At 65.7% G+C, this 25,883-nt stretch carries 23 protein-coding genes; 5 read left to right on the forward strand and 18 right to left on the reverse strand.

Annotated elements, in window-relative coordinates:
* Positions 1-83: 83 nt before the first annotated feature.
* Positions 84-1,232 carry a succinyldiaminopimelate transaminase gene (gene dapC, locus CFN17_RS19555; RefSeq protein ID WP_208749316.1) on the reverse strand — a complete coding sequence of 383 codons (1,149 nt, stop codon included), beginning with the start codon at positions 1,230-1,232 and terminating at the stop codon, positions 84-86.
* 12 nt (positions 1,233-1,244) lie between these two features.
* Positions 1,245-1,571, reverse strand: a complete 327-nt coding sequence (fdxA, locus tag CFN17_RS19560; protein ID WP_208749317.1) for a ferredoxin — start codon at positions 1,569-1,571, stop codon at positions 1,245-1,247.
* 151 nt (positions 1,572-1,722) lie between these two features.
* Between fdxA and CFN17_RS19565 the strand changes: the two genes are divergently transcribed.
* Positions 1,723-1,971, forward strand: coding sequence for a hypothetical protein (locus tag CFN17_RS19565; RefSeq protein ID WP_208749318.1), 249 nt, complete (start codon positions 1,723-1,725; stop codon positions 1,969-1,971).
* A gap of 685 nt (positions 1,972-2,656) precedes the next feature.
* On the opposite strand, the gene CFN17_RS19570 is transcribed toward CFN17_RS19565, so the two are convergent.
* From CFN17_RS19570 to typA, 4 genes are all read right to left on the reverse strand, one after another.
* The gene (locus CFN17_RS19570; protein WP_208749319.1) at positions 2,657-3,106 is read right to left on the reverse strand and encodes a hypothetical protein; all 450 of its coding nucleotides are present in this window, start codon (positions 3,104-3,106) and stop codon (positions 2,657-2,659) included.
* The gene (locus CFN17_RS19575) at positions 3,093-3,467 is read right to left on the reverse strand and encodes a type IV toxin-antitoxin system AbiEi family antitoxin domain-containing protein (protein ID WP_208749320.1); all 375 of its coding nucleotides are present in this window, start codon (positions 3,465-3,467) and stop codon (positions 3,093-3,095) included. Before CFN17_RS19575 ends, CFN17_RS19570 begins: the two co-directional genes overlap by 14 nt.
* A 289-nt stretch (positions 3,468-3,756) precedes the next feature.
* Positions 3,757-4,134: a hypothetical protein gene (locus CFN17_RS19580; protein ID WP_208749321.1), complete on the reverse strand. Its 378-nt coding sequence runs from the start codon at positions 4,132-4,134 to the stop codon at positions 3,757-3,759.
* A 27-nt stretch (positions 4,135-4,161) separates the two neighbouring features.
* Positions 4,162-6,090, reverse strand: a complete 1,929-nt coding sequence (gene typA / locus CFN17_RS19585; RefSeq protein ID WP_208749322.1) for a translational GTPase TypA — start codon at positions 6,088-6,090, stop codon at positions 4,162-4,164.
* 305 nt (positions 6,091-6,395) lie between these two features.
* Here typA and CFN17_RS19590 point away from each other — a divergent pair, with 305 nt between their 5' ends.
* Positions 6,396-7,319 (forward strand): SGNH/GDSL hydrolase family protein, encoded by a 924-nt coding sequence (locus CFN17_RS19590; protein WP_208749323.1) that lies wholly within the window; start codon positions 6,396-6,398, stop codon positions 7,317-7,319.
* A 152-nt stretch (positions 7,320-7,471) separates the two neighbouring features.
* On the opposite strand, the gene CFN17_RS19595 is transcribed toward CFN17_RS19590, so the two are convergent.
* From CFN17_RS19595 to CFN17_RS19615, 5 genes are all read right to left on the reverse strand, one after another.
* On the reverse strand, positions 7,472-9,187 hold the full coding sequence (locus CFN17_RS19595) for an ABC transporter ATP-binding protein (RefSeq protein WP_208749324.1): 1,716 nt from the start codon (positions 9,185-9,187) through the stop codon (positions 7,472-7,474).
* 11 nt (positions 9,188-9,198) lie between these two features.
* Positions 9,199-10,191, reverse strand: coding sequence for an ABC transporter permease (locus CFN17_RS19600; protein WP_208749325.1), 993 nt, complete (start codon positions 10,189-10,191; stop codon positions 9,199-9,201).
* Positions 10,181-11,110 carry an ABC transporter permease gene (locus CFN17_RS19605; protein ID WP_208749326.1) on the reverse strand — a complete coding sequence of 310 codons (930 nt, stop codon included), beginning with the start codon at positions 11,108-11,110 and terminating at the stop codon, positions 10,181-10,183. Before CFN17_RS19605 ends, CFN17_RS19600 begins: the two co-directional genes overlap by 11 nt.
* Positions 11,111-11,332: 222 nt before the next feature.
* A complete protein-coding gene (locus CFN17_RS19610) occupies positions 11,333-12,973 on the reverse strand; it encodes an ABC transporter substrate-binding protein (protein ID WP_208749327.1) in 1,641 nt (546 codons plus the stop codon).
* A 302-nt stretch (positions 12,974-13,275) separates the two neighbouring features.
* Positions 13,276-15,102, reverse strand: a complete 1,827-nt coding sequence (locus CFN17_RS19615; RefSeq protein ID WP_208749328.1) for an ABC transporter ATP-binding protein — start codon at positions 15,100-15,102, stop codon at positions 13,276-13,278.
* A gap of 79 nt (positions 15,103-15,181) precedes the next feature.
* Here CFN17_RS19615 and CFN17_RS19620 point away from each other — a divergent pair, with 79 nt between their 5' ends.
* The gene (locus CFN17_RS19620; protein WP_208749329.1) at positions 15,182-15,811 is read left to right on the forward strand and encodes a PH domain-containing protein; all 630 of its coding nucleotides are present in this window, start codon (positions 15,182-15,184) and stop codon (positions 15,809-15,811) included.
* A 24-nt stretch (positions 15,812-15,835) separates the two neighbouring features.
* Here the strand turns inward: CFN17_RS19620 and CFN17_RS19625 are convergent, their stop codons facing one another.
* The 3 genes from CFN17_RS19625 to CFN17_RS19635 form a co-directional block, all read right to left on the reverse strand.
* Positions 15,836-16,951 (reverse strand): ABC transporter permease, encoded by a 1,116-nt coding sequence (locus tag CFN17_RS19625; RefSeq protein ID WP_208751609.1) that lies wholly within the window; start codon positions 16,949-16,951, stop codon positions 15,836-15,838.
* Between the two features lie 26 nt (positions 16,952-16,977).
* Complete coding sequence (locus CFN17_RS19630; protein WP_208749330.1) at positions 16,978-18,519, reverse strand: ABC transporter permease; 1,542 nt, start codon at positions 18,517-18,519, stop codon at positions 16,978-16,980.
* A gap of 179 nt (positions 18,520-18,698) precedes the next feature.
* Positions 18,699-20,480 (reverse strand): ABC transporter family substrate-binding protein, encoded by a 1,782-nt coding sequence (locus CFN17_RS19635; protein WP_208749331.1) that lies wholly within the window; start codon positions 20,478-20,480, stop codon positions 18,699-18,701.
* Positions 20,481-20,787: 307 nt separating this feature from the next.
* On the opposite strand from CFN17_RS19635, the gene CFN17_RS19640 reads away from it, so the two are divergent.
* Complete coding sequence (locus tag CFN17_RS19640) at positions 20,788-21,339, forward strand: DUF3090 domain-containing protein (protein ID WP_208749332.1); 552 nt, start codon at positions 20,788-20,790, stop codon at positions 21,337-21,339.
* A 49-nt stretch (positions 21,340-21,388) separates the two neighbouring features.
* Here the strand turns inward: CFN17_RS19640 and CFN17_RS19645 are convergent, their stop codons facing one another.
* The gene (locus CFN17_RS19645; protein WP_208749333.1) at positions 21,389-22,042 is read right to left on the reverse strand and encodes an SDR family oxidoreductase; all 654 of its coding nucleotides are present in this window, start codon (positions 22,040-22,042) and stop codon (positions 21,389-21,391) included.
* 63 nt (positions 22,043-22,105) lie between these two features.
* Complete coding sequence (locus tag CFN17_RS19650) at positions 22,106-22,801, reverse strand: YafY family protein (protein ID WP_208751610.1); 696 nt, start codon at positions 22,799-22,801, stop codon at positions 22,106-22,108.
* A 74-nt stretch (positions 22,802-22,875) separates the two neighbouring features.
* Here CFN17_RS19650 and CFN17_RS19655 point away from each other — a divergent pair, with 74 nt between their 5' ends.
* Positions 22,876-23,601 carry an alpha/beta fold hydrolase gene (locus CFN17_RS19655; protein ID WP_208749334.1) on the forward strand — a complete coding sequence of 242 codons (726 nt, stop codon included), beginning with the start codon at positions 22,876-22,878 and terminating at the stop codon, positions 23,599-23,601.
* A gap of 80 nt (positions 23,602-23,681) precedes the next feature.
* On the opposite strand, the gene CFN17_RS19660 is transcribed toward CFN17_RS19655, so the two are convergent.
* Together CFN17_RS19660 and ychF are read right to left on the reverse strand one after the other, a co-directional pair.
* Positions 23,682-24,206 carry a DUF1877 domain-containing protein gene (locus CFN17_RS19660; RefSeq protein ID WP_208749335.1) on the reverse strand — a complete coding sequence of 175 codons (525 nt, stop codon included), beginning with the start codon at positions 24,204-24,206 and terminating at the stop codon, positions 23,682-23,684.
* Between the two features lie 570 nt (positions 24,207-24,776).
* Positions 24,777-25,862, reverse strand: coding sequence for a redox-regulated ATPase YchF (ychF, locus tag CFN17_RS19665; RefSeq protein ID WP_208749336.1), 1,086 nt, complete (start codon positions 25,860-25,862; stop codon positions 24,777-24,779).
* Positions 25,863-25,883: the final 21 nt, after the last annotated feature.

Here is a 25,883-nt window from a genome sequence, read left to right on the forward strand (position 1 = left end):
ACCGTCACTTCGCGGGTGGCACTAATCCGCGAGGGCGCCAAACCGCCGAAAACACGCCACATGTGGCACGCGTCACAGCATTGTTACGCCCCCGTGGCCAGCCTCGCGACGGCGGCGTCGATCCTCTCGTCGCTGGCGGTCAGCGCCACCCGGATGAAGCCGTTGCCGGCGTCGCCGTAGAAAACCCCGGGGCCGACGACGATGCCGCGCTCCGCGAGCCTGCCCACCGTGTCCCATGTGGCTTCGCCGGCCGTGGACCACAGGTAGAGCCCGGCCCGGGACTCGTGGATGGTCAGCCCGAAGCTCTCCAGCGCCGGCACGAGCCGTTCCCGGCGTCCGCGGTAGAGGTCCTTCTGGGCCAGAACGTGGGCGTCGTCGCCCAGGGCGACCCGCATGGCTTCCTGGACCGGGTACGGAACGATCATGCCGGCGTGTTTGCGGCTGTTGACCAGGTTTGCCATGATCGCCGGGTCGCCGGCGACGAACGCGGCGCGGTAGCCGGCCACATTGGACTGCTTGCTCAGCGAATACACGGCCAGGAGGCCTTCATGCGAGCCGTCCGTGACCTGCGGGTCCAGGATGCTGGGGACGGGTGCGCCGCCGCGCTGGACATCCCACTCCCCCCAGCCAAGTTCGGCGTAACATTCGTCGGATGCGACCACCGCGCCGATCTCGCGGGCCTGGCGGACGATCCGCTGCAGCGATGCGATGTCCCGGACGCTGCCGGTGGGGTTGGCCGGGGAATTGACCCAGACCAGGCGCACCCGGGAGCGGGTGCCGGCGTCGAGCTCGTCAAGATCATCAGCCGCGACCTGCTCCGCACCGGCAAACGTCGCACCGATGTCGTAGGTGGGGTACGCCACCGTTGGGCGGACCACAACGTCGCCCGGCTTCAGGCCGAGCAGGAACGGCAGCCATGCGACGAGCTCCTTCGATCCCACGGTCGGCATGACGTTCTGCGGATCCAGCCCGGGCACACCGCGCCGGCGCTCAAACCAGCCGGCAATAGCTTCCCGGAGCGCCGCTGTCCCGTGGACAGTGGGGTAGCCCGGGGCATCCGCTGCAGCGCGCAGCGCGTCCTGGATCAGTGCCGGCGTCGGATCCACCGGAGTGCCGATCGACAGGTTCACGGCTCCCGCCTCGTGCCGGGAGGCCGTGGCAAGATACGGCGCCATCGCCTCCCAAGGGTAGTCGGGCAGGCTCAAGCCGAAAGTGCGCACCGCGGATGTCACCCTTGTGCCGTCCTAGTGGTCTTGGTTCTGCGGCGGCAGGGCGGCGATCATGGGGTGGTCCGTGTGGGTGTTCCCGATCTTCGCGGCGCCGCCCGGGGAACCGAGCTCGTCGAAGAACTCAACATTGGCCTTGTAGTAGTCGGCCCACTCCTCGGGGGTGTCGTCCTCGTAGTAGATCGCTTCGACGGGGCAGACCGGCTCGCAGGCGCCACAGTCCACGCACTCGTCGGGGTGGATGTACAGGGAACGCTCACCCTCGTAAATGCAGTCGACCGGGCACTCTTCAATACATGCCTTGTCCTTAACATCTACACACGGCTGCGCGATTACGTACGTCACGTCCCTGGCCTCTCCACGTTGGTTCCGGCGACCGGCCGGATGATTTTCCAGGCCCTGAGCCGGGCTGCTGACTTCTGAGCCTATTATCTCCCAGCCTGTTCCCGCGAACCTAGCCGGACGTCACACTCGGTCCGCGTCTTACTATGATCTGATGAGCTCGCCTTTGCCCCTGCCCCAGCAGTTCCTCTCCGGCGCCCCGCTGGGCACGCGCGTCGTGGTCCGGTACCGGATCGACGGCGGCCTGACGGACGCGCTAGGCGAGCTCGTGGCCCGCGGCCAGGGCGACTGCACCGTCCGCACCCGCCGGGCCGACGTCGTCATCGCGCTCCCCCTCGTCGTCGCAGCCAAGGAAGTCCCCCCGGCCCCACCCCGCCGCGGCCCCCGGGTCCCCGCTCCCTGACGGGCACGGCCGGCACGGGTGCGGCAGGGATGGGATCGGGTCGGGGGCTTGGATCGGGTCGGATTCGTAAGGGCTAGTTCGTGGGGGCTGGGGCGGGTTCGTGAGGGCTAGAGGCTCCCACCTTGCCCACCCCACCACTGGACATGCTCTCCTCGCACCCCTCCGGCCGGACATGCTCTCCCCACCACCCCGGCGCCACTGTACATGCCCTCCTGCCACTCCACCGGACGGACATGCCCTCCCCGCCACCCCGGGGCCACCGGACATGCTCCCCTCCCGCCCCTCCGGCCGGACATGCTCTCCGCACCACTGGACATGTCCTCCTGCCGCTCCATCGGACGGGCATGTGCTCCCCCTGGCCTCCCTCCCAGTGAGCATGCTCTTTTGCGGCCCGGAGAAATGGGCATAGGCCCACTATGTCCATCCGGTGAAGCCAGCGGAGGACATGTCCAATGGTGGATCGAGCAACCGCAGGACATGCCCAATGGTGAATCCACGGACCGCGGGACGCGTCCAGTGGCGGCGCCAGAAGTCTCGTCGTGAGTGGACAAGCCTCGGTGAGTCGGCGCGCTGTGGTGGTTTGGCATGTCGCGGTGGTTTGGCGCGCTGTGGTGGTTTAGCATGCCGCGACGGTTGCGCCGGCGGCGATGGTTCAAGAAGTTGCGGGACGAAGGCCGTCCCGTCCCTAGGCTGCGGCCGTGAGCCTGTTCAGGGTCTCCTTGACCATGGCGATGAACTCCTGCGGGTGATCCCTCAGCAACTGGTAGCTCACGACAAGTGTCGGGATGCCGCGGCGCGTGGTGACATTCCACCGCCGTCGGTCCTCCTCAAAGCTCGCCTTGTCCATGTGGTAGGCAGCCCCATCCGTCTCGATCCCGAGCCGGCCGTCGACCATGAGGTCCAGATGACCCAAACCGGGCACATTGACCTGAGATTCGACATGGAACCCGGCCCGCCGGAGAAGATATCGCGCCAGGCACTCGATCACGGACTGCGATTGAGGCACGATCCCGGACACGATCCGACGCTCCCGGACGTCGTTTCGACCGTCGAGCCGCTGGCGCAGAGCACTGATCTGGAGTCCTTTGAGCACGACGGCAGACTCGGCAACGACGAGGCCGTCAGGTTCGGGCAAGCAACGCAGGCTTTGGATGACGACATCCAGTAGCTTCAGCGGCGCGGAGGACCTGTGGCACACGTAGCCCGGGTAACTTCGGCTGTGCGTGATTGCCACGTGTGGTTCGTTGGGGGGCGTCAAGTACCCACAGCCCGCCCAGGAGGGCCGCGGTGACGCAGGCGGGCTCGGCGGGCAGCGAGCGGATGGCGATGAGCTGCGGGTCGGCTCCGGGAACTGCATAAACGCCGTAGGCAACCCTCAACACGGCACCACTGGCCATTGCGGTCTTGAGCTGGAAATCGGATACGCCGGCGGCGGCAATGTGTTTGGCGCGCGCGACGCCGTCGTACTTGGTGAGTACCTCGATGATGTTGGCCATGGACCCATCGTGCAGTCGCGGACGGTGCGTGAGTAGTCGGGGCCGGGCTATGTGGACAACCCGGTGCAGCGCTCCTGGACCGCGGGTCGGCCCGCCAAGCCAACGGTGGACATGCTCCGCGTTGCTGGACCGCGTGGGGCATGTCCGGTGGCCAGGAACGGGCATGTCCAGTGGGTGCGCCGGGGAACGGGCATGATGCCACGATGCCCACCAGCAGGCCCAAAAATGAGCATGTCCCGCCGGTTGGGGCGGGACGGGGCGGGACGGTGCGGGACGGGTGGGGGCGGGGTCAGCCGGCGGGCTGCCTGTACCGCCGGCACCACAGCAGCATGGCGATGGTGGTCACCGCAATGCCGAAGACCCAGACGTTGCCCGCGGTGTCGCCGATGATGAGCCGCTTGCCCGCTTCCAGGGTTGACCACCAACCTGTCAGCGCGTAACAGAGCACTCCGCACACCGCCGCGGGGATGACAGAGCGGAACGCCGCACCGAGCCACACCTGGGCCGAGCCCAGCAGGACCAGGGCCGCGGCTGCTCCCCAGGGAACCTGGAGGCCCGCCAGGACCAGGTCGTGCCGGTGCAGGGCCGTACCGGCCAGGGCCACAAAAAGGGCTGCCGGCACGGCGGCGGCAATGCCGCCTGCCGTACCGGCAACCCTCTTAGTCATGGTGCAGCCGCAGCCCGGGGACCGGGATCAGGCCTTGGCGCGGGCGCGGCTCGCCTTGGCGCGCTCGTTGGAGTCCAGGATGACCTTGCGGATACGGATGTCCTCAGGGGTGACCTCGACGCACTCGTCCTCACGGGCGAACTCGAGGGACTCTTCGAGGGTCAGCTCGCGCGGCGGCGTCAGGTTCTCGAAGGAGTCAGAGGAAGCGGCACGCATGTTGGTGAGCTTCTTTTCCTTCGTGATGTTGACGTCCATGTCGTCAGCGCGGGAGTTCTCGCCCACGATCATGCCCTCGTAGACCTCGGAGGTCGGCTTGACGAAGAAGGAGCCGCGTTCCTGCAGGTTGATCATCGCGAACGGGGTCACCACACCGGCACGGTCGGCAACCATCGAACCGTTGGTGCGGTACTCGATGGGGCCGGCCCACGGCTCGTAGCCTTCGGAGATGGAGGCGGCGATGCCGGCGCCACGGGTGTCCGTAAGGAACTTGGTGCGGAAACCGATCAGGCCGCGGGCCGGAACGATGAACTCCATGCGGCACCAGCCGGTGCCGTGGTTGGCCATGTTGGTCATGCGCCCCTTGCGGGCGGCCATGAGCTGCGTGACGGCGCCGAGGTACTCTTCCGGCACGTCGATGGTCATGTGCTCCATCGGCTCGTGGACCTTGCCGTCAATGGTCTTGGTGACAACCTGCGGCTTGCCGACGGTCAGTTCGAAGCCTTCACGGCGCATCTGCTCGACGAGGATGGCCAGCGCGAGCTCGCCACGGCCCTGGACTTCCCAGGCGTCAGGACGCTCGGTGGGGAGCACCTTGATGGAGACGTTACCGATCAGTTCCTTGTCCAGGCGGTCCTTCACCTGGCGGGCCGTGACCTTGGCGCCCTTGACCTTGCCTGCCAGCGGCGAGGTGTTGATACCGATGGTCATCGAGATGGCCGGGTCGTCAACGGTGATCAGGGGCAGCGGCTGCGGGTTCTCGACGTCGGTCAGGGTTTCGCCGATGGTGATGTCCTCGATACCGGCGACGGCGACGATCTCGCCGGGGCCGGCGGAATCGGCCGGGACACGGTCCAGGGCCTTGGTGGCGAGGAGCTCAGTGATCTTGACGGTCTTCAGCTCGCCGTTGGCGCGGGCCCAGGCAACCTGCTGGCCCTTGCGCAGGGTGCCGTTGTAGATCCGCAGCAGCGCCAGGCGGCCTAGGAAGGGAGAGGCGTCCAGGTTGGTGACGTGTGCCTGGAGGACGCCCTCCGGGTTGTACGTCGGGGCCGGGATGTGCTCGATGATGGTCTTGAACAGCGGCTCAAGGTCCTCGTTGTCCGGTGCGGAGCCGTTGGCCGGCTGCTCGAGGGAGGCGCGGCCGACCTTGGCGGCGGCGTAAACGACGGGAACCTCGAGGACCTTGTCCAAGTCAAGGTCCGGAACTTCGTCGGCGAGGTCCGAAGCGAGGCCCAGCAGCAGGTCCATGGACTCGTGGACAACTTCATCGATGCGGGCGTCGGGGCGGTCGGTCTTGTTGACCAGCAGGATCACCGGCAGGTGCGCGGCCAGCGCCTTGCGCAGCACGAAGCGGGTCTGCGGCAGCGGGCCCTCGGAGGAGTCGACGAGGAGGACGACGCCGTCGACCATGGACAGGCCGCGCTCGACCTCGCCGCCGAAGTCGGCGTGGCCGGGGGTGTCAATGACGTTGATGGTGATGGTCTCGCCGTTGGAGGACGGACCGTTGTAGGCCACCGTGGTGTTCTTGGCCAGGATGGTGATGCCCTTTTCGCGCTCCAGGTCACCGGAGTCCATGACGCGGTCTTCGAGGTGGTTGTGCTCGGCAAAGGAGTTGGTCTGCTTGAGCATGGCGTCGACCAGGGTGGTCTTGCCGTGGTCAACGTGGGCCACGATCGCGACGTTGCGCAGGTCACTGCGCGATGCAGTGGCTACCGCGGTGTTGGTGGTGGTTTCAGACATGCGTTATTGCTCGATTCAGTGGTGAAGTCAGCTGTGGTATCGCGACATTTCCAACCGGAACGCACGACGGATACGCCCCTCGACACAGGGCACCTGTTAATAGTCTAAGGGGTAGGCCATTTATTGGCCCAAATCGCGCATCCGCCCGCGCGCATGACAGCGCTCACAGTGGGCGCCGGCCCGCCGTCGCCGCCCCCGGGACGACACCCGAAAAAGTATTATTACTTGTGGGTAAAGTCACTGGATTTTCACCCGTGCATGGCCCATTATGGCTCTGAAAGCAGCAAGCAAGCCCGGAGACATTCATGCGAAACGCATCGGCTCTGTCCCGCTTTGTCGCAACGATGATCGCCGTAGGCGTAGTTCTTGGCGGCTGCGGGCAGGCAACTTTTTCACCCGCGCGGGACGCGGGCACCTCCGGCGCGCCCGCGGCCGCCGGCCAGGCCGGAATCGGCAACGGTACGGCAACCGGGGCCGGCAGCGCGGCGGCCAACGGCCCCGGAGCGCCGGTTGCGGCGGGGACCGCGGCCAAGACACGGATCGGCGCCACCGTCGATCCCGCCAGCCTGCCGGGCGGTGCGGTCTACCGCAATCCCGCCAACGGCCGCAGCGAGGTGATCATCAAGGACACCGCCAACATCGCAGTGCTCATTGGCGACTCACAATCGGAACCGGCCTATGGCTGGCCCCGGCAGGGACTGGCCGCGGCCGGGTACAAGGTCTTCTTCTGCGGCCGCGGCGGCACCGGCTATGTGGCCTCGAACGGCAAGACCGGCAACTACATTGATGCGCTTCAGCGCGGCGACTGGAAACTGCCGTACGGCACCCCGCCGCTTGTGGTGATCGAAGGAGGCGGAAACGACGCCGCCCGCGGCGCCTCCGATGCGCAGATCGTCGCCAACGCCGACCGGCTGATCACGAGCATCCAGCAGCGCTACCCCGCGGCACGGCTGCTCATGGTCGGCACGCTCGCGCGCGGAGCCCACTATGGCGGCGGCCGACGGAGCGCCGTTGACGCTCTTCTGGGCACCGTGGCGAGCCGGCACGGGCTGCCGTTCGTCAGCGCCGGCGACTGGCTCACCCGGTACAACCTCACCGGCTCGATGGCGGACGGGGTGCACCTGAACCGGCATGGCCATGCTGCCCTCGGCGCCGTTTTCGGCCAGCGGCTGGAAGCGATGGGGCTCGACTATGCGGACCCCGGCATGCTGGCCGGACTGATCCGCTGACACCGGCCCCGGCACCAGAAAAAACGGCACCGGAAATCGGCACCGGGAAACGACAAAGGAGCCGGTGGCCGCCCCCACGGGCGGTCACCGGCTCCTTGCCGTTGCCTGCGTATTAGCTGCCACACAGTGTTAGCAGCGACAGGACTTTAGGATCAGGCCACTTCGGGCGGCAGCATGAGGCCGGCGCCGGGGATGGCGTTGAGGAGGGCCTTGGTGTACTCCTGCCGCGGCGCCTCGAAGACGTCGTCCGTGGACCCGGTCTCCACCAGCTTGCCCTTTTCCATGACGCAGACGTGGTCGGCGATCTGCCGGACCACGGCGAGGTCGTGGGTGATGAACAGGTAGGTCAGGCCGAGCCGGGACTGCAGTTCGGCGAGCAGGTTCAGCACCTGCGCCTGGACCAGCACGTCCAGCGCCGAGACCGCTTCGTCGCAGATGATCACTTCGGGGTCCAGGGCCAGGGCGCGGGCGATCGCGACGCGCTGGCGCTGGCCGCCGGAGAGCTCGTTCGGATACCGCTGCATGGTGGACTGCGGCAGCGCCACCTGATCCAGCAGTTCCCGGACCTTCTTCTCGCGGCTGGCTTTGTCCCCGATCTTGTGGGTCCGCAGCGGTTCCTCGATGGTCCTGAAGATGTTGTACATCGGGTCGAGCGAACCGTACGGGTCTTGGAAGATCGGCTGCACACGGCGCCTGAAGGCGAAGATCTCCTTGCTGTTCAGCGTGGAGGTGTCCACGCCGTCGAAGATGATCTTTCCGGAGGTCGGCGTGAGGAGGTTCAGGACCATCTGCGCCACCGTGGACTTACCGGACCCCGACTCCCCCACGATCGCCGTCGTGGTTCCGCGCTTGACGTTGAAGGAGACGTCGTCGACGGCGGTGAAGTCACTGGACTTGCCCAGGCCGGAGCGGAGCTTGAAGACCTTCCGGAGGTTCTGGATCTGCAGGACGTCGTCGGTCTTGGCCGGCTCCACCACACCGGTTTCGGTGGGTGCGAGCATGTCGTCGGTTTCCACGCCGAGTTCCTTGGCGGCCTGGATACGCCGGGACGCCAGCGACGGCGCGGAGGCCACCAGCCGCTGCGTGTACGGGTGCTGCGGGTTCTGCAGCAGCTCCAGCGACGGTCCGGACTCGACGACCTGGCCGCGGTACATGACCACCACCTGGTCGGCCCGCTCGGCGGCGAGGCCGAGATCGTGCGTGATCAGCAGGACCGCGGTGCCCAGTTGTGTGGTCATCTTGTCCAGGTGATCGAGGATCTGCCGCTGCACCGTGACATCCAGCGCCGAGGTGGGCTCGTCGGCGATGAGCAGCCGCGGCTGGCAGGACAGCCCGATCGCGATCAGCGCCCGCTGGCGCATGCCGCCGGAAAACTCGTGCGGGTACTGCCTGGCCCGGCTGGCGGCGTCCGGCAGCCCGGCCTGGGACAGGACCTTCGCGACGTCGTCCGGGCCGTTGGGCAGCCCGTTGGCCTTCAGCGTCTCGCGGACCTGGTCACCGATCTTCCACACCGGGTTCAGGTTGGACATGGGGTCCTGCGGGACCATGCCGATGCTGTTGCCGCGCAGTTCGATCATGCGGTTTTCGCCGGCGTTGGCGATGTCCTCGCCGTCGAACAGGATCTGGCCTGCCGTGACGCGGCCGTTGCCCGGGAGGAGGCCGATGGCGGCCAGCGCGGTGGTGGACTTGCCGGAGCCCGACTCGCCCACGATCGCGACGGTTTCGCCCGGCATGATGGTCAGGCGGGCGTTGCGGACGGCATTGACCTCACCGTTGCCGGTGGTGAAGCCGATGGCGAGGTCCTTGATTTCAAGCAGCGGGCGCTCTGCGGCGTCACTGGCTTCCTGGAAATCAACAGAGGCGCTCATGGTGTCCCCTTTCATCGCTTGCGGGCTTTGGGATCGAGCGCATCACGCAGGGCGTCGCCCAGCATGATGAAGCTCAGGACGGTGATGGACAGCGCGATGGCCGGGTAGAGCAGCGGCATCGGGTTGGACCGGAGGGAGGCCTGCGCCGCCTGGATGTCGTTGCCCCAGGACATGACGCTGGGCGGCAGCCCGATGCCCAGGAAGGACAGCGTGGATTCGGCCACGATGAACGTGCCCAGCGAAATGGTGGCCACGACGATGATCGGGGCCAGCGAGTTCGGCAGGACGTGGCGCATGAGGGCACTGAACTTCGACACGCCAAGTGACCGGGCGGCCTTGACGAAGTCGGCGTTCCGGACCTCGATGACCGCGCCGCGGGTGATGCGGGCGATCTGCGGCCAGCCGAAGACCACCAGGATGAGCACCAGCGTCCAGACCGTCCGGTTGGTCCGGAACATCGGCAGCTGCATGAGCACGATCGCACCCAGGATCAGGGGCAGGGCGAAGAAGATGTCGTTGATGCGGGCCAGGACCGAGTCGATCCAGCCGCCGTAGTACCCGGCCACGGCACCCAAGATGCCACCGATCAGGAGCACGCCGAGGGTGGTGAACAGGCCCACCGTCACGGAGGAGCGGGTGCCGAAGATGACGCGGGCATAGACGTCGCAGCCCTGCTGGGTGAAGCCCAGCGGGTGGCCGGCGGCCGGGCCGGCGTCGGAGTTGGCCAGCTGGCACGCTTCCGACGTCGGGTCGATCGGCGAGAACAGCCCGGGGAAGACGGAGACCGCCACGACCACGAGGATCAGGAAGGCGGAGATGAGGAACAGCGGCTGCTTGCGCAGGTTCTTCCAGGCCTCGCCCCACAGGCTCAGCGGCGCGGCCTCGTCCTTGACCCGGTCCGTCGCCTGGAGCGGGGTCTCGGAGACGTCGGCCACGAAGTGCTCGATCCGGCGGCCCGGACGGAGGGACACGGCGTGCCGTGCGGTGGTGTTCTCAGGAGTCATAGCGGATCCTCGGGTCAAGCCAGGCGTAAAGCAGGTCAACGAGCAGGTTGGACAGGCAGTAGATCAGCACCAGGACGGTGACGATCGAGACCACGGTGGGTCCCTCGCCCGACAGCACGGCCCGGTAGAGCCGGTTGCCCACGCCCGGGACGTTGAAGATGCCTTCGGTGACGATCGCGCCGCCCATCAGGGCGCCGAGGTCGGCGCCCAGGAACGTGATGACCGGAATCAGGGAGTTGCGCAGGATGTGGACCCGGACCACCTTGAACCGGGACAGGCCCTTGGCGGTGGCGGTGCGCACGTAGTCGGCGTTCATGTTTTCGATGACGCTGGTACGGGTCAGGCGCAGGACGTAGGCGAAGGATCCCAGCCCCAGCACGATCGCCGGCAGGATCAGGTCCGGGATGGTCGCGGCGGAACTGACGGTGGGCTTGGCCCAGCCGAGCTGGACACCGATGGTGAACTGCAGCAGGAAGCCCAGGACGAAGATCGGGATGCCGATCACGATCAGGGATGCGACCAGGACGGTGGCGTCGAAGAGCTTGCCCTTGCGCAGGCCTGCGATGAGGCCGAACAGGATGCCGAAGAAGCCTTCGAAGATCAGCGCCATGATGGCCAGCCGGGCCGTGACGGGGAAGACCTCGCCGAGCACCGCGGCGATGGGGCGCCCGGAGAAGTCCTGGCCGAGGTCGAAGGTGAAGATGCTCTTGAGGTAGAGGAGGTATTGCATCCAGAACGGCTGGTCCAGGTTGTACTGCGCACGCAGCTTGGCCGCGACGGCCTCGTTGACCGGCTTGTCGCCGAACAGTGCCACGATGGGGTCGCCGGGGAGGCTGAAGACCAGGAAGTAGACCAGCAGTGTGGCGCCCAGGAACACGGGAATCAGTTGCAGGAAACGCTTGAGGATGTAGGTCGACATCAGCGAGTCACACCCTCGTTGGAAGGCATCCTGTCCAGGGATGCGGCGGAGTTGTTCATCAAAGAACCTTTTCACTATGGCTGCAGGCCGGCGCCGGTTCACTCACGGCGGCAGGGCTGCGAAAAGTTCGCCCGGAGAGCCGGGCATTTAGAAATGAAAGCGGGGGAAACACGACGACGGCGGAGGCCCCAGTGTGGGCGGCCCCCGCCGTCGTCGTTTTATTTACTTGCCGGTGACGTTGTAGTACAGCGGGACGCCGTCCCAGCCGTAGTCAACGTTGGCGACCTTGTCGCTCCAGCCGCCCTGGGCAACCTGGTACCACAGGGGGATGGCCGGCAGGTCGGTCAGGAGGGTTTCCTGGGCCTTGTTCATGGCCTTGTTGCCGTCGGCAACGGACGAGGCGTTCAGGCCGTCGGAGATGGCCTTGTCGAACGCCGGGTTGGCGTAGTTGGCGTCGTTGGAGCCGGCACCGGTCTTGTAGATCGGGCCGAGGAAGTTGTACAGCGACGGGTAGTCTGCCTGCCAGCCGGCGCGGATGGAGCCGGTGAGGGTCTTGGCGGTGGCGTCGTTGCGGGCTTCCTTGAAGGTGGCGTACGGCTTGCCTTCAACCTTGATGCCGAGCGTGTTCTTGAGCTGGTTGACCACAGCTTCAACCCAGGCCTTGTGTCCGCCCTTGTCGGCGTTGTAGGCAATGGTGAACGTCTTGTTGGCGTCCCACTTCTGGATGGCGTCGGCCTTGGCCCAGGCTTCCTTGGCCTTGTCGGCGTTGAACGTCAGGTTCTCGGCACCCGGGATCGAGTCGCTGTAGCCGTCAAGCACCGGAGCGGTGAAGTCCTTGGCGGGCTGGCGTGCGCCGCTGAAGATCACCTTCGTGATCTCGTCCCGGTTGATCGCCATGGAGATCGCCTGGCGGCGGAGCTTACCGGCCTCGCCGCTCCATTCCGGCAGGTATTCCGGGATGGCGATGGTCTGGTTGCCGGCGTACGGCTTGTTGATGGTGCGGTCGCCGAGGTCGGACTTGTAGTTCTTCAGCGCGCTGGTCGGGATGACCTGGAGGATGTCCAGGTTGTTGGCCAGCAGGTCCTGGTAGGCGGCGTCGTCGTTCTGGTAGATCTTGAACGTCACGCCGGCGTTCTTGGCCTTGCGGGGGCCGTTGTAGTCCGGGTTCGGAACGAGCTGGATCTGCACGTTGTGCTGCCAGCCGCCGTCCGCGAGCTTGTAGGGGCCGTTGCCGACCGGCTTCTCGCCGAAGCCCTTCGGGTCCTTCAGGGCGCCGGAGGGAACCGGAACGAATGCGGTGTAGCCCAGGCGGAGCGGCCAGTCGGATTCCGGCTGCTTCAGTTCGACCGTGAAGGTCTGGTCGTCAACGACCTTCAGGCCGGACATGGTCTCGACCGTGGAGCCTTCCGCGCTGGCCTCGTCGTAGCCCTTGATGCTTTCGAAGAAACCGCCGCTGAGCTGTGCGTTCTTGGCTGCGGCGCCGAAGTTCCAGGAATCGACGAAGGTCTTGGCCGTGATGGCCTCGCCGTTGGTGAACTTCTGGTCCTTCTTGATCTTGATCGTGAAGTGCTGGCCGTCCTTGCCCTCGATGGACTCGGCGAGTTCGTTGACCGGCTTGCCGTTGGCGTCGTAGCTGACCAGGCCCGCGAAGATCATGTCGATGACCTTGCCGCCGCCAACTTCATTGGTGTCGGCGGGCATCAGGGGACGCTGGGGTTCGGAGCCGTCGGCGATGATCACTTTGCTGGTGTTGCCGCCGGTACTGCCGCTACCGTTTGCGGCGCCGCTGGCGCCGCATCCGGTCAGGGCAAGGGCGGCGATAGCCACCATGCCCAGTGCTTTGGAAGTGCGCGAAAAACGCATTCCGCCTCCTATGAGTTGTGGGAGTTCTGAGGGAAAAACTTATGCTTCCCCGTAAGCAGGCACAGGGGTATCCCCTGTGACGTGGCCTACATAAGGAAGTAGCCTAGCCCCATAATGTCCAAATGTTGGAACTCCGTTGCCAAACCGTGATCCGACAACCTCATGACGGTTAACGTCAAGCGGAAAGCATTTCAAGTCACACGCTACTGGCTGGTAGGATACGCCTTTCCTGTGATCCGGGTTACAGCAAATTAACCCAAATCCGGCCCGAATCCGGCTGTGAGCCCCCTCCCGGCGGGCCCTCAGCTCGCCCCCGAGAGAAGCTGCGCGCGCAGTTCACGCCGCTCGCGCTGCTTGTCCGGATCCGGCAGCGGAACGGCCGCCAGAAGCCGCTGGGTGTAGGGTTCCTGGGGGTTGCGCAGGATCTGGTCCCGGGTCCCCTGTTCCACGATCCTGCCGCGCTGCATGACGCAGATCCGGTCCGCGAGGACATCCACCACCGCGAGGTCGTGGGTGACGAAGAGGCAGGCGAAGCCGAGCTCCTTCTGCAGGTTCTGGAAGAGGTCCAGCACCTTGGCCTGGACGGACACGTCCAGGGCTGAGGTGGGTTCGTCCGCGACCATCAGCTTGGGTTTGAGCGAGAGGGCACGCGCGATGCCCACGCGCTGCTTCTGGCCGCCGGAGAGTTCGTGCGGGTAGCGGTTGCGGTAGTCGCGCGGGAGCTCCACCTGGTCCAGGAGCGCCTCGATCCGGTGCTGCAGCTCGGCGCCTTTCGCGACGCCCGCCAGGAACATCGGCTCGCCGATGCTCTCGCCGATGGGCAGCCGCGGGTTCAGGGACGAGGACGGATCCTGGAACACCATGCCGACATGCCGGCGCATCTCGTGCAGCTGCCGGCCGTTCTTCTTGGCCGCGGAAATGTCCTGCCCGACCACCCGCATGGTGCCCGCCGCGACCGGCAGCAGGCCGACGGCGGCCCGGCCGATCGTGGTCTTGCCGGAGCCGGACTCGCCCACGAGGCCGACCACCTGTCCGGGATAGATCACCAGGTTGGCGCCTTCCACGGCCCGGAACGCCGGCACGCGGCCCTGCTTGGGGTATTCGATGGCGACGTCGCTGAGCTCCAGGACCGGGTCGCCCTTCGGTTTGGCGGCCTCGGCCGCGGCCAGGGCGGCCGCGTTCTCCCGCTCCCGGCGGATCAGCTCGGACTCGGGGACGGACTGCAGTTCGGCGTGGGTGGCCGCGGCAAGGGCGGCCGTGACATCGACGTCCTCCCCGGAATCCGCGCCGCCCTGGCCCAGGTGCGGAACCGCGGCCAGCAGCGCCCGGGTGTAGTCGTGCTGCGGATTGTGGAAGATCTGCCCGGCTGTCCCGGTCTCCACGATGAGCCCCTTGCGCATCACGGCGATGCGGTCGGCGAGGTCGGCCACCACGCCCATGTCGTGGGTGATGAGCACAATGGCGCTGTCCAGCTTGTTGCGCAGGTTGCGCATGAGGTCCAGGATTTCGGCCTGGACGGTCACGTCCAGGGCCGTGGTGGGCTCGTCCGCAATGAGCAGTTTGGGGTCGCAGGAGAGCGACTGCGCGATCATGGCGCGCTGGCGCTGTCCGCCGGAGAGCTGGTGCGGGTAGGACCGGAAGGCCTTCTCCGGGTCGGGCAGTTCGACCAGTTCCAGCATGCGCAGGGCGCGGAGCCTGGCTTCCTCCGGGGAGACCTCGTTGTGCAGCCGGACCGTCTCCACGATCTGCGCGCCGACGGTGTAGACCGGGTTCAGGGCCGTCATGGGCTCCTGGAAGATCACCGCGACGTCCTTGCCGCGGACGGCCCGGATGTTGCTCGCATCGCTTCCCAGCAGTTCCCGTCCGCCGAGCTTGACGCTGCCGCTCACACGGCTGTTGCTGGGCAGCAGGCCCAGCAGGGCCATGGAACTGGCGCTCTTCCCGGACCCGGACTCCCCCACGATGGCGAGCACTTCACCGGCGCGCACCTCGTAGTTCAGGCCGATCGCGGCCGGGACCCACTTCTTGTCCACGCCGAAATCCACGCTGAGGTTCCGGACCTCCAGGACGGGTTCCCCGTTGCCCGGGGCGGGTGCTGCCGGCGGGTCGAGGGTGATGAAGTCAGTCATGATGGTGCCATCCTTCCGCCCGGACCGCCGGTGCACCGGAAATTAGTGCTGCGGGCCGGAATACTGAATTATTAGGGGCATGAGCTCTGCGCCGCACGCCGGAAACGTTGAAGTCTTCAAAGCAAGAACGAACAAGTGGTTCGCGTGGCTGTCTTGGGCGGTGGCCGCGTTCGGTGTCGCGGTCACGGTGCTCATGGCAGGTCCCGGGGGCCTGGCGGGCATCGCTCCGCTGGCGCTGATCGCCTACCTGGGCTGGCAGCTGTTCTGGATGCCGTCCGTGGTGGTGCACGACGCCGGCGTGACCCTGGAAAATCCGTTCCGCTCGGTCGAGGTCCCGTGGGCGGCGCTGGTGCATGTGGACACCCGCTATGCGCTGACCCTGGTCACTGCCGCGAAGAGCTATACGTCCTGGGCCGCGCCCGCCCCCGGAATCTGGGGCGGCCGCAATGCCCGGCCGGAGGACCTCCACGGCCTGCCGGCCACCAGTTACGGGCCCGGCAAGTCGGTGCGTCCCGGGGACCTGAAAACCACGGATTCGGGCCAGGCGGCCATGCTGGTGCGGGCACGCTGGCAGGCGCTTGTGGAGAGCGGGCAGCTCGCCGCCGGCGACGCCGACACCACCGCAGTGACCGTCACGGTCCGCTGGGCGGCGATCGGCGCCGTCGTACTGCTTGTGGCGGCGAGCTGGCTGGCGGTGACCGCCGGCTAGCACGCAATTGCAGGGCCGGGGCATTTACTTGCCTTGTGTTCCGTCTGCAGGTCCGTCGTGGGGCGCCTCGGGCGCCGGGGCGCCGAGGGCGGTGACGGCGCCGGCCTGCCCCGCCGTCGTGCCCTGCTCGGTGGCCTTTTTGGCGTTGAACTTCTTCTGCCGCGGGTCAAAGGCGTCCCGGAGTCCGTCGCCGATGAAGTTGATGCTGAGGCAGATGAGCACGATGAACAGCCCCGGGTACCAGAAGAGCCAGGGCCGGGTGGCGAAGGCCTGCTGGTTCTGCGAGATGAGCAGGCCCAGGGAGGTGTCCGGTGCCTTGACGCCCACGCCCAGGTAGCTTAGCGCCGTCTCGGTGAGGATTGCCGCGGACATGGTCAGGGTGACGTTGACGATCAGCACGCCGACGGCGTTGGGCAGGATGTGCTTGAAGATGATCCGCGCGTTGCTGGCGCCGGATATCCGGGCCGCATCCACGAACTCACGTTCGCGCAGGGACAGGAACTCGCCGCGCATGAGTCGGGCGAGGGCGACCCAGCTGATCAGGCCCAGGAAGATGCCGAGGGCCAGGACGCCGTTGGTGCTGGCAAAGGACGCGAACCAGCTCCCCTGGTCCCGGCGGCCGGCGAGCTGTGCCATGACCGCGGCAAGGAGCAGTGCGGGAATAATGATGATGACGTCGGTCAGGCGCATCAGGACGGCCTCGGCCCAGCCGCGGAAGTAACCGGAGATCGCACCGACCACCACGCCGATCAGGCCGGCGATCAGCCCGATGACGATCATGATGGTGATCGACTGCTGCGCGCCGCGCATGGTCATGGCGAAGAGGTCGCGGCCGATCCGGTCCTGGCCGAACGGATGTTCGCCCCAGGCCAGGGGCCACAGCGAGGACGTCGGCGCGCCGTCGTTGACCAGGGGCGAGACTTCCGTGTGGCTGTACTTCCACCAGCCGGGGATGCCCAGGTACCCCACGGAGGTGAAGGCCATGATGAAAATGGCGGCGAAGACCACGAGGCCGGCGATGGCACCGGAGTGGCCGAGGAACCGCTTGCGGACGATCTGGCCCTGGCTGAGGCCCTTGGCCTCGAGGACCGGCTCGATGCCGGCTGCATCCGACGGCCGTGACGAGGCGTCTTCTGCCATGATTTCTTCCTGCTGACTTGGCTGGCTCATGCTTTTACCCTTACGCGCGGATCCAGTGCGGAGTAGGCGAGGTCCGCAATGAGGTTGAAGACCATGGCCGTGATGGCGACACAGATGAAGACCCCCATGACCGGGTTGGGATCGACGTGCGCGATCCCGTCCAGGAAGAGGAAGCCCATGCCGCGGACCGAGAAGACGGTTTCGGTGATGACGGCGCCGCCGATCAGGGCTCCGATGTCGAAGGCCACGATGGTGGCGATCGGGATCAGGGCGTTGCGGAACGCATGGCGCATGACGACGGTCCGCTCGCTCAGGCCCTTGGCACGGGCCGTGCGGATGTAGTCCATGTTCATGATTTCCAGCATCGAGGCCCGGGTGAACCGGGTGTAGCTGGCCAACGAAATGAGGATCAGGGCAAGGGTGGGCAGGATCAGGTGGGTGAAGGAGTCCAGGCCCAGGACCCAGAAGTCGCCCTCGATGTTCGGCGTGCTCGCCCCGATCGTGGCGATGGGCCGGCCGCGGACACGGCTGTTGTTGAAGTAGCTGGGCCAGGCCTGCATGAAGCGGTCCAGGACAATCAGGAAGCCGACCAGGAACGAGGTGATGGCCGCCGCCCGCATGGACTGCCCGCGGTCATAACCGCCCATCAGGTAGCCGATGCCGACCCCGATCAGGACGAAGGCGACCGCCAGCAGCACGATCATCAGGAACGTGGCCTCGTTGAGCAGCGGCTGAAGGACGAAATACAGCACGACCCCGACTCCGACGGCGATCAGGGCCGACTGCAGGGCCCTGCGGTTCTTCAGTCCGGCGGACAGCAGGGTGACGGCGAAGGCGATTCCGGCACCGGCGATGGCGATGACCACCGGGCCCAGGCCCGGCGTCTTGAACCATTCGGTGGCGGAGAAGTAGATGAGCACCGCGGTAACGAACACAAAGACGACGCCGCCGGCCAGCAGCCGGCGCTTCATGGCCCCGCCGGCCGCGACGGCCGTCACGGCGCCGAGGACCACGCCGATGCCCAGGGAAACGGACAGCGGCACCTCAGGGTTTCGCAGGAAGTTGTTGAAGCCGATGGCGCCGAATTCCTTAAGCAGGACGGCGACCCAGAAGATCGGCAGGGAGAAGAACAGGAAGGCCATGAACGTCACGCCGTAGTCCAGCGTGCTGTACTGCCGCAGGGCGGTGATGATGCCCAGGGTGATGCCGATCAGGATGGCGAGCACGGTGGCCCCGGTGACGAGGGTCAGGGTCTGGATCAGCGCGAACCCGAGTGCCTCGGTGACGGGCTGGCCGGCGATGTTTTTCCCGAGGTCACAGGAGTTGGCAAAGGGAACAAGGCACTGGGCGGCCCCGCCGAGCCATTTGAAATACCGCAGCGGGGCGGGGGTGTCCAGCTGCAGGAGCTCGGTCCTCGCGTCCATGAGCTGCTGCTTTTGCGGAGAGTTGCTGGCGCGGAATTCCTCCAGGGGATCGCCGGACGCCGCTGTCAGGAGATACACGAAGAAGGATGCGCCGAGAAGGATGAGGGCGGCAGTCACAAGCCGCCGGAAGATGTAGGTCACCATTGGAGTAGAACCTCGGAATTCGGGTCCGGGGATTGCCCGGACCGGTCGCGGAGTTTGGCCGGTTCCCGCCGATGTGGCGTCAGGACCACGGCCTCGCCAGGGATGTCACCAGAAAGGCGTCGGGACCGGAAAATCTGTGGTCCCGACGCCTTTCCAGCAGTGTTACTCGAGGTCGCGGGCTACTTCTGTGCCCATTCCCAGAAGTTCCACCAAACACCGGTCTGGTTCGGCATGTACTTCACGCCGGTGATGCGGTCGCTGTAGGCGTCCACGCCAACGGACTGGAACAGGGGCAGGCCGTAGGCCGAGTCCCAGATCTTCTTGTCGATCTGCGTCACGAGGTCGTCCTGCTTGCTCTTGTCGGTGGTGACGATCAGTTCATCCATCAGCTTGTCGGCTTCCGGGTCGGTGAACTGGTTGAAGTTCGAGTCGTTGCCCGACTTGAAGATCTGCGGGACACCGGACACGCCGACACCGGAGTTGCTCCAGCCGAAGATGGTGGCGTCGTAGCTGCCGTTACCGAGGGCCTTGCCCCAGTCGGACTTGCCGAGGCCGCCGTCGACGATCTTGAAGCCGGCCTTGGTGGCGGATTCGCTGATCAGGGTGTAGGCGTCGACACGGTTGGGGTTGTCCTTGTTGTACATGATGCGTACTTCAGGGGTGGCACCGTTGAGGAGCTTCTTGGCGCCTTCGATGTCGACGTTCTGGTAGGCGGAGGAGCCGTTGTTCTTCACGGAGTCGGCGTACGGGGCCTGGTCCGGGACGAAGAGCTGGGAGTCAAGCGGCGCGGCCTTCGGGTCAAGCTTCTTGACGATCTTGTCAACAATGTCCGTACGCGGAACGACCTTCATGAACGCCTCGCGGACGTTCTTGTCGGCAAACGGGCCCGAGTAGTTCAGGTCGATGTGGTCGTACGCGAGCTGGTTTCCGACGTCGACCGTCACGCCCTGACTCTCAAGCGCCTTCAGCTGCTCTACCGTGTCGGCGGAAGCCTGCGGGGCGATGATGTCGGCTTCGCCGTTCTTCAGTGCCTGCACCTGGGCGGGTGCCTCACCGATGTAGCGGACGGTGATTTCGTCCAGGTTGGCGGTGGGGCCCCAGTTGTAGTCCTTGTTCTTGACCATGGTCAGGGACTGGTCCTGGTTGACGCTCTTGACGATAAACGGGCCGTTGGAGAGGTACAGGCTCGGGTCCGCCGGCAGGGTCTTGGTGTCAAAGCCGGTGTTCCACATGTCCGCCATGGCCTTCAGCTGCGCGTTCGCCGGCTTGGGGGCCTTGGAGTCGCCGCGCGGCATGCCCTTGAGCAGGTCGACGAACGCCTTGGTGTCCGCCAGGCCGGCCTTCTTGGCCAGTACGTGCGCCGGGATGTCGATGCCGGGGCCGCCGAGGGCGATTTCCCAGTCGGCGAAGGGCTTGGAGTACTTCAGCGTCATGGAGCGGCCGTCGTCACTGAGTTCCGGGAAGTCGGTGAGGGCGATGCCGGTCGGGTCTCCCGCGTAGGAGAAGTACGACGTGCCGGTCTTGGCCTCAGCATCGGCGTCGTTGTAGTAGCCCGAGAACGCGGCCCACTGCAACAGCAGGTCGGCGGAGGTGACAGGCGTCCCGTCCGACCACTTCACGCCGTCATTGATGGTGTACTTGACTGTCAGCGGATCGTCCGAGACCTTTTCCATCTTGCCGAACTTCTCGTTGCGGACAACGTTGAGCTTGTTGTCGATGTAGAAGAAGCCCGAGTGCGTGGCGTAACTGATCTTCGAGTTGATGTCAGTGTTGCCGTCAGCCGTGTTCGGGTTGAACGTGTTGAACGCGTTGACCTCGACTACGGTTGCCGATCCGCCTTGCTTGCTTGCTGCGGCCGCGGTGGTCGGGGTTGTCCCGCCACTGTTGCCCGCGCAGGCGCTGAGGGCGATGGCAGCCGCTGCTGCCACGCCCACTGCTTTGGAAATACGACCCAAGCGCATTCCGCCTCCTTGTTTCTGTGGTGTGGGTGAGACCGGCGCCGAGAGCACCGGACAGACGCCCACACTCCCCCAGCGGCAGTGTGGGACGTCTCACATGGCATGAAGCGTAAACCCCAAATGCTGCTGCGAGCCACCAAAGTTGACTCACCGTAAAGTTCGTTACAGAGCTGCAACATTGGCCGGGTTCCGCCGGTCACAACATCGCAGAGAAACATTGACGGCGGGGAAACAAGAGGCTAAAAGCCCCACTCCCATGAAAAGCCCCGATCCGCGAACCATTGCGCCCCTACGTGCCTAAACTATTGACATGTCTGCCCGTGTTCACGAGTTTTCCTGGCCCGATCGGGTCGTCGTTGGCACCATCGGCGTTCCGGGGGCGCGAACGTTCTACCTGCAGGTGCGCGCAGGGATGCAGATCGTGAGTATTGCCCTGGAGAAGCAGCAGTCGGCTCAGCTTGCCGAGAAGATCGACGAGGTCCTCGACCAGCTCAGCACCGTCGAGGGCAATCCCTTCAGCGTGCCCACGATCACGCCGATTGAACTTGTCGACAACGACCAGCTGGAGGCCGTCCAGGAGCAGTTTCGTGCTGGCGCCATGACCCTGGGGTGGGACCCGACCACGGCCCAGATCGTCATCGAGGTTTACCCGATTACCGACAGCGACGCCGACGACGACGACGACCCGTTCGACGACGACGCTTCCGACCGCGAAATGCTGCTGGTGCGCATGCCGGTGGGAACCGCACGAGCCTTCGCCAAGCGCACCCGGGAGATCGTGGGCGCGGGGCGTCCGACGTGCCCGCTGTGCGGTTACCCCATGGACCCCGACGGGCACACCTGCAACGTTCCCGGGGCCTGATTCCGGCGCCGGGCCACGTGTTCGATCGGCTGGTTGAGTCCGGCTGGTGCTAGAAGGCGGTGCTGGGCAGGTCTTTCTCGCCGTCGACGATCGCGGTGACAATCCGCGCCGCAACCAGGTCCGGGTCCAGGGCCGCGCCGAATCGCGGCGCTTCGCCGGCGATCGGATGCTCGGATAGGGCGGTGCCGGTGTGGCCCGGCCGGGCGTCGATGATGCGGATACCCGCGCGCCGGTACTCGCGGCCCGCCGCGACAACAAACGCCGCAAGTGCGGCCTTCGACGCCGAGTAGGCGGCCAGTCCAGCGACGGGTGCCTCAGCGACGACACCGCTCAGAGTGACCACGAAGGGCTCCCGACTTTCACGGGCCGAGGCCGCGAGGTAGGGCCGGCTCTGGGCGATGAGCTGGATCGCGCTAGTGGTGTTCACGGCGAAGAGTTCGTCCACCGTGGCAGGTTCCAGGTCCGTCACGGCGCCGAAGGCGACAACCCCGGACGCAACCACCAGCCCGTCAAGTCGTCCGTGCTGCGCCGTTGTACCCTCCAGCACCTCCCGGATGACCGAGGGAGTGCGCAGATCGTGTCCGCCGGACCTTGATGAGCGGGCGACGATGGCGCCCTTGCCCTCCAACTGGTTTGCGATACGCGACCCGAGCCCGCCGGTCGCGCCGACTACAAGAACAACCGCACCCTCAAGTGTCGTCATGGATCGATCCTAGGTCAGGTGCGGCGGCCACCAGCAAGGCCTAAGCCACCCCGGAGTCATACATCAATCGTCAACGTGCACTGACCTGGACGTTGCTGGCGGGACTCCGATCTCCTTAGCGCCGTGGGTGCCGCAGGCTTCCTGTGTCACGGTGGCGTGCTCGATGCGGCTCACGCGAAACCAGCGCATTTCGTTGCGCAGCCGGCACCAGCCAATCAGGTACCAGCTTCCGTTCGTTGAGGCGAAGATTACCGGCTCCACATCCCGGGTGGTCTTACTGCCCTGCTGTGCGATGTAGCGGATACGAACTACCCGCTGCTCGGACATCGCTTCCTCCAGCGCCGACCTGACGGCCCGTGTTCCAGGCTCATCCGTATTCACCCAGATGCGGCGTGCCAGTTCATCGACCTTTACCCGGGTCCGAGGATCGAGCACGTCCACGATCTTCCTGATGGCGACCGAGGCGAGATCAGCGTACGGCGCATCAGGGGCAGCTGAAACCGCCGCGAGAAGAGCCACCGCTTGAGCCGGCGTCAGGCGCACAGGCGGGAGGTCAGCTTGGGTCGCCAGACCGTATCCGCCGCGAGGTCCCGGACGGGACCAGATCGGAGCCCCGCTGTTCTCAAGCGCATCGATGTCTCTCTTGACCGTGCGGACAGAGACACCGAACTCGTTGGCCAGACGGTCGGCCGTGCAGCCCCGGGACCCGCTGCGGCGCAACATCTCCGACATAGCGTGGAGCCGCTCCACTCTTTTCATCTCTCCCACCCATCACGAAACCATGCCACAAATAGTGCCATACCGTTGTCCAAGAGGCGGGTGAGGATGGTGGCATGACAACCGACACAAGCGATTCGACGATCCTTCTCATCCCCGGCCACTGGCTGGGAGCCTGGGCATGGGACGCAGTCCTGGAGCACCTGACGTCCTTGGGCCACCGGGCGATCCCCCTGACGCTGCCCGGACTCGACGAAACAGATACCGACCGGATGACCCGGACGCTGGACGAGCAGGCCGCGGCCATCGAACGGGCCGCCAGGGCCAACTCGGGTCCGGTGGTCGTCGTGGCCCATAGCGGAGCCAATGCACCGGTGAGTCTTGTGCTAAATCAGCACCCCGGGCTGATCAATCGAGTGATTTGGGTTGACAGCGGGCCGGCAACGCCAGGGATCGCGTTCGCGCCCGATTTTCCACAGGAGGCGGAGGGGCTCTCGCTGCCGCCCTTCGAGATGCTCGGGGAGCAAGCCAGCCTTGAGGGCCTGAACGCCGATCAACTGCAGCGGTTCCGCGAACGTGCGGTGTCCGAGCCCGGACCCGTGCTTCGTCAGATCGTGCACGTCACCAATGACGCCCGCTTCGACGTACCCACCACCTTCGTTTGCTGCTCAATGACGAGCTCCCAGATCACGGAACTGACCAAGGCCGGTCATCCCATGTTCGCCGAGGTTGCCAATCTCAAGAGCGTTCACTACGTCGACCTTCCGACGGGCCACTGGCCGATGTGGAGTCGCCCATCCGACCTCGCCCGCATAATCGCCGCGGAAGCCTTAAACAACTGACAAGACGAGGGGCCGCTAAGAACAGATGTTCTTAGCGGCCCCTCGCACGTCCCAGGGTTCAGGTTAAAGCGGAACCGTTGTCAACCGATCATGCAGGCGAATCCCCGCCCGTCCGAGGCCACCGCGTGGACGAAGCCTCTGGCTCTATGCAGGGACGCGGTGGCATAGGCCAACTCGGACTCCAACAACTGACCAGACGAGCAGGACCCGCTCAGGCCGGCCTTGATGTCGGCGTCGTTGATCGATTCAAGGTCCCGGGCGATCAGTGCGACGTCGCGAGGCGGAAGCGCGCGCACCCATGGGCGCCACGTAAAACCATCGTCGGCGTATGTCACCTCCCCTTCGAACATTCGGTAGGCCGCTCTGGCCGCCGCATCCGAAGAACGCGGAGCAGTGAGCCGCTGGAGGTACGGCCATGCCTTGTCGAGGTAGAGGAGGTCGCGTTCCGGCAGGGATTGCCGGAAGTCTGTGACGCCCTGAGTGAAGCCGGGTTCGAGGCCACACGCGTCCGCGAGCGGGTCGGAGCCGATCACGGTGAGGGGGTCAGCAAGTGCTTTCTCGGTCTGATCGCTCTCAAACGCGTATGCGTAGTATCTGATTCCCATACAACGATCTTGATGGGACTGCATGCTGCCCGGGCCAGAATCCTGCCATATGTGGACAACTTGAGGCCACGGACCAACGGTCGCCAGACATTGAGCCGTAAGGCATTAGAGAGGAGATCTCACGGGATGCATCACCGGATCGCGCCGTCCGGCCTACGTGGTTCCTTCGCAGCCGCAGTTTGGGGCCACTTCCTGCGGACATGCCACTCACCCGCCCGATCCACTGGACATGCTCATTCTTACCGCCCCTCATCTGAGGATATGTCCAGTCGTAAACCGTCCAGGAGGACATGCCCGCTCTTACCCTCTTTCCGAGTGGGACATGCTCATTTGTCGACGTTGCCGGCGGACATCTGGACATTCTGTCTCGGCCTGCCCACCAAGAAAGGACATGCCCAATCGTGGCGAGGCGGCGCCAGCCCCCAGGCCCGGACGTGTCCAGTCCGGGCACGGCTGAGGGCATCTCCCTTCGACAAGGGCGCCACGCTTCCCGCCCGGCAGGGTCAGACCAAGACGCCGCCCGGTACTCGAAAGTACCGGGCGGCGCTCTGACAGAATGAGCGTCAGGCCCTAAACGTTGAAGCGGAACTCCACCACGTCGCCGTCGGCCATGACGTAATCCTTGCCTTCGATCCGGACCTTGCCGCGGGCCTTTGCCTCGGCCATGGAGCCGGCCTCGATGAGGTCATCGAAGGAGACGACTTCGGCCTTGATGAAGCCGCGCTGGAAATCGGAGTGGATCACGCCGGCCGCCTGCGGGGCGGTGTCGCCCTGCCGGATAGTCCAGGCACGGGTTTCCTTCGGGCCGGCAGTGAGGTAGGTCTGGAGCCCGAGGGTGTGGAAACCGACGCGAGCCAGCTGGTCCAGGCCGGATTCGTCCTGGCCGTTCATCTCCAGCATCTCGCGGGCCTCCGCCTCGTCGAGCTCCACGAGGTCAGACTCCAGCTTGGCGTCCAGGAAGACAGCGTCTGCCGGGGCCACGAGGGCACGCAGTTCCGCCTGCTTCTCCGGGCTGCCCAGGATGCCTTCGTCGGAGTTGAACACGTAGATGAAGGGCTTGGCGGTCAGCAGGCCGAGTTCCTTGAGGTGCTCCATCTCGAGTTTGTCGCTCTTGATCGAGGAGAAGATGGTGTCGCCGCGCTCCAGCACCGCCTGGGCGGCCTTGACGGCGGCCAGTTCGGCGGCCTCGCGCTTCTTGATCTTGACTTCTTTTTCGATCCTGGGGATCGCCTTTTCGATCGTCTGCAGATCGGCCAGGATCAGCTCGGTGTTGATGGTCTCCATGTCGGAGCGGGGATCGACCTTGCCGTCGACGTGGATGACATCCGGGTCGTCGAACACGCGCACGACCTGGGCGATCGCCTCGGCCTCGCGGATGTTGGCGAGGAACTGGTTGCCCAGGCCTTCACCCTCGGACGCGCCCTTGACGATGCCGGCGATGTCCACGAACGACACGGCGGCCGGCAGGAGGCGCTGGGAGCCGAAGATGCCGGCCAGCTTTTCAAGCCGGGCATCCGGCAGGTTCACGACGCCGACGTTGGGCTCGATCGTGGCGAACGGGTAGTTCGCCGCGAGGACCTGGTTGCGGGTCAGTGCGTTGAAAAGGGTTGATTTGCCGACGTTGGGCAGTCCGACGATGCCAATAGTAAGAGCCACGAGCATATATTCTACCCGCAC

The organism is Arthrobacter sp. PM3 (assembly GCF_003352915.1).
In the GTDB taxonomy this organism is placed as follows: Bacteria; Actinomycetota; Actinomycetes; order Actinomycetales; family Micrococcaceae; genus Arthrobacter.

Coding starts and splice junctions, on each gene's coding strand:
- CFN17_RS19625 (WP_208751609.1), bottom strand. CDS start 16,951: ATGGCAGAAGACGCCTCGTCACGGCCGTCGGATGCAGCCGGCATCGAG.
- CFN17_RS19615 (WP_208749328.1), bottom strand. CDS start 15,102: ATGACTGACTTCATCACCCTCGACCCGCCGGCAGCACCCGCCCCGGGC.
- CFN17_RS19605 (WP_208749326.1), bottom strand. CDS start 11,110: ATGTCGACCTACATCCTCAAGCGTTTCCTGCAACTGATTCCCGTGTTC.
- CFN17_RS19610 (WP_208749327.1), bottom strand. CDS start 12,973: ATGCGTTTTTCGCGCACTTCCAAAGCACTGGGCATGGTGGCTATCGCC.
- CFN17_RS19635 (WP_208749331.1), bottom strand. CDS start 20,480: ATGCGCTTGGGTCGTATTTCCAAAGCAGTGGGCGTGGCAGCAGCGGCT.
- CFN17_RS19575 (WP_208749320.1), bottom strand. CDS start 3,467: ATGGCCAACATCATCGAGGTACTCACCAAGTACGACGGCGTCGCGCGC.
- CFN17_RS19630 (WP_208749330.1), bottom strand. CDS start 18,519: ATGGTGACCTACATCTTCCGGCGGCTTGTGACTGCCGCCCTCATCCTT.
- CFN17_RS19655 (WP_208749334.1), top strand. CDS start 22,876: ATGACAACCGACACAAGCGATTCGACGATCCTTCTCATCCCCGGCCAC.
- CFN17_RS19645 (WP_208749333.1), bottom strand. CDS start 22,042: ATGACGACACTTGAGGGTGCGGTTGTTCTTGTAGTCGGCGCGACCGGC.
- typA (WP_208749322.1), bottom strand. CDS start 6,090: ATGTCTGAAACCACCACCAACACCGCGGTAGCCACTGCATCGCGCAGT.
- CFN17_RS19650 (WP_208751610.1), bottom strand. CDS start 22,801: ATGAAAAGAGTGGAGCGGCTCCACGCTATGTCGGAGATGTTGCGCCGC.
- CFN17_RS19565 (WP_208749318.1), top strand. CDS start 1,723: ATGAGCTCGCCTTTGCCCCTGCCCCAGCAGTTCCTCTCCGGCGCCCCG.
- CFN17_RS19580 (WP_208749321.1), bottom strand. CDS start 4,134: ATGACTAAGAGGGTTGCCGGTACGGCAGGCGGCATTGCCGCCGCCGTG.
- CFN17_RS19590 (WP_208749323.1), top strand. CDS start 6,396: ATGCGAAACGCATCGGCTCTGTCCCGCTTTGTCGCAACGATGATCGCC.
- CFN17_RS19640 (WP_208749332.1), top strand. CDS start 20,788: ATGTCTGCCCGTGTTCACGAGTTTTCCTGGCCCGATCGGGTCGTCGTT.
- CFN17_RS19595 (WP_208749324.1), bottom strand. CDS start 9,187: ATGAGCGCCTCTGTTGATTTCCAGGAAGCCAGTGACGCCGCAGAGCGC.
- CFN17_RS19620 (WP_208749329.1), top strand. CDS start 15,182: ATGAGCTCTGCGCCGCACGCCGGAAACGTTGAAGTCTTCAAAGCAAGA.
- CFN17_RS19600 (WP_208749325.1), bottom strand. CDS start 10,191: ATGACTCCTGAGAACACCACCGCACGGCACGCCGTGTCCCTCCGTCCG.
- CFN17_RS19660 (WP_208749335.1), bottom strand. CDS start 24,206: ATGGGAATCAGATACTACGCATACGCGTTTGAGAGCGATCAGACCGAG.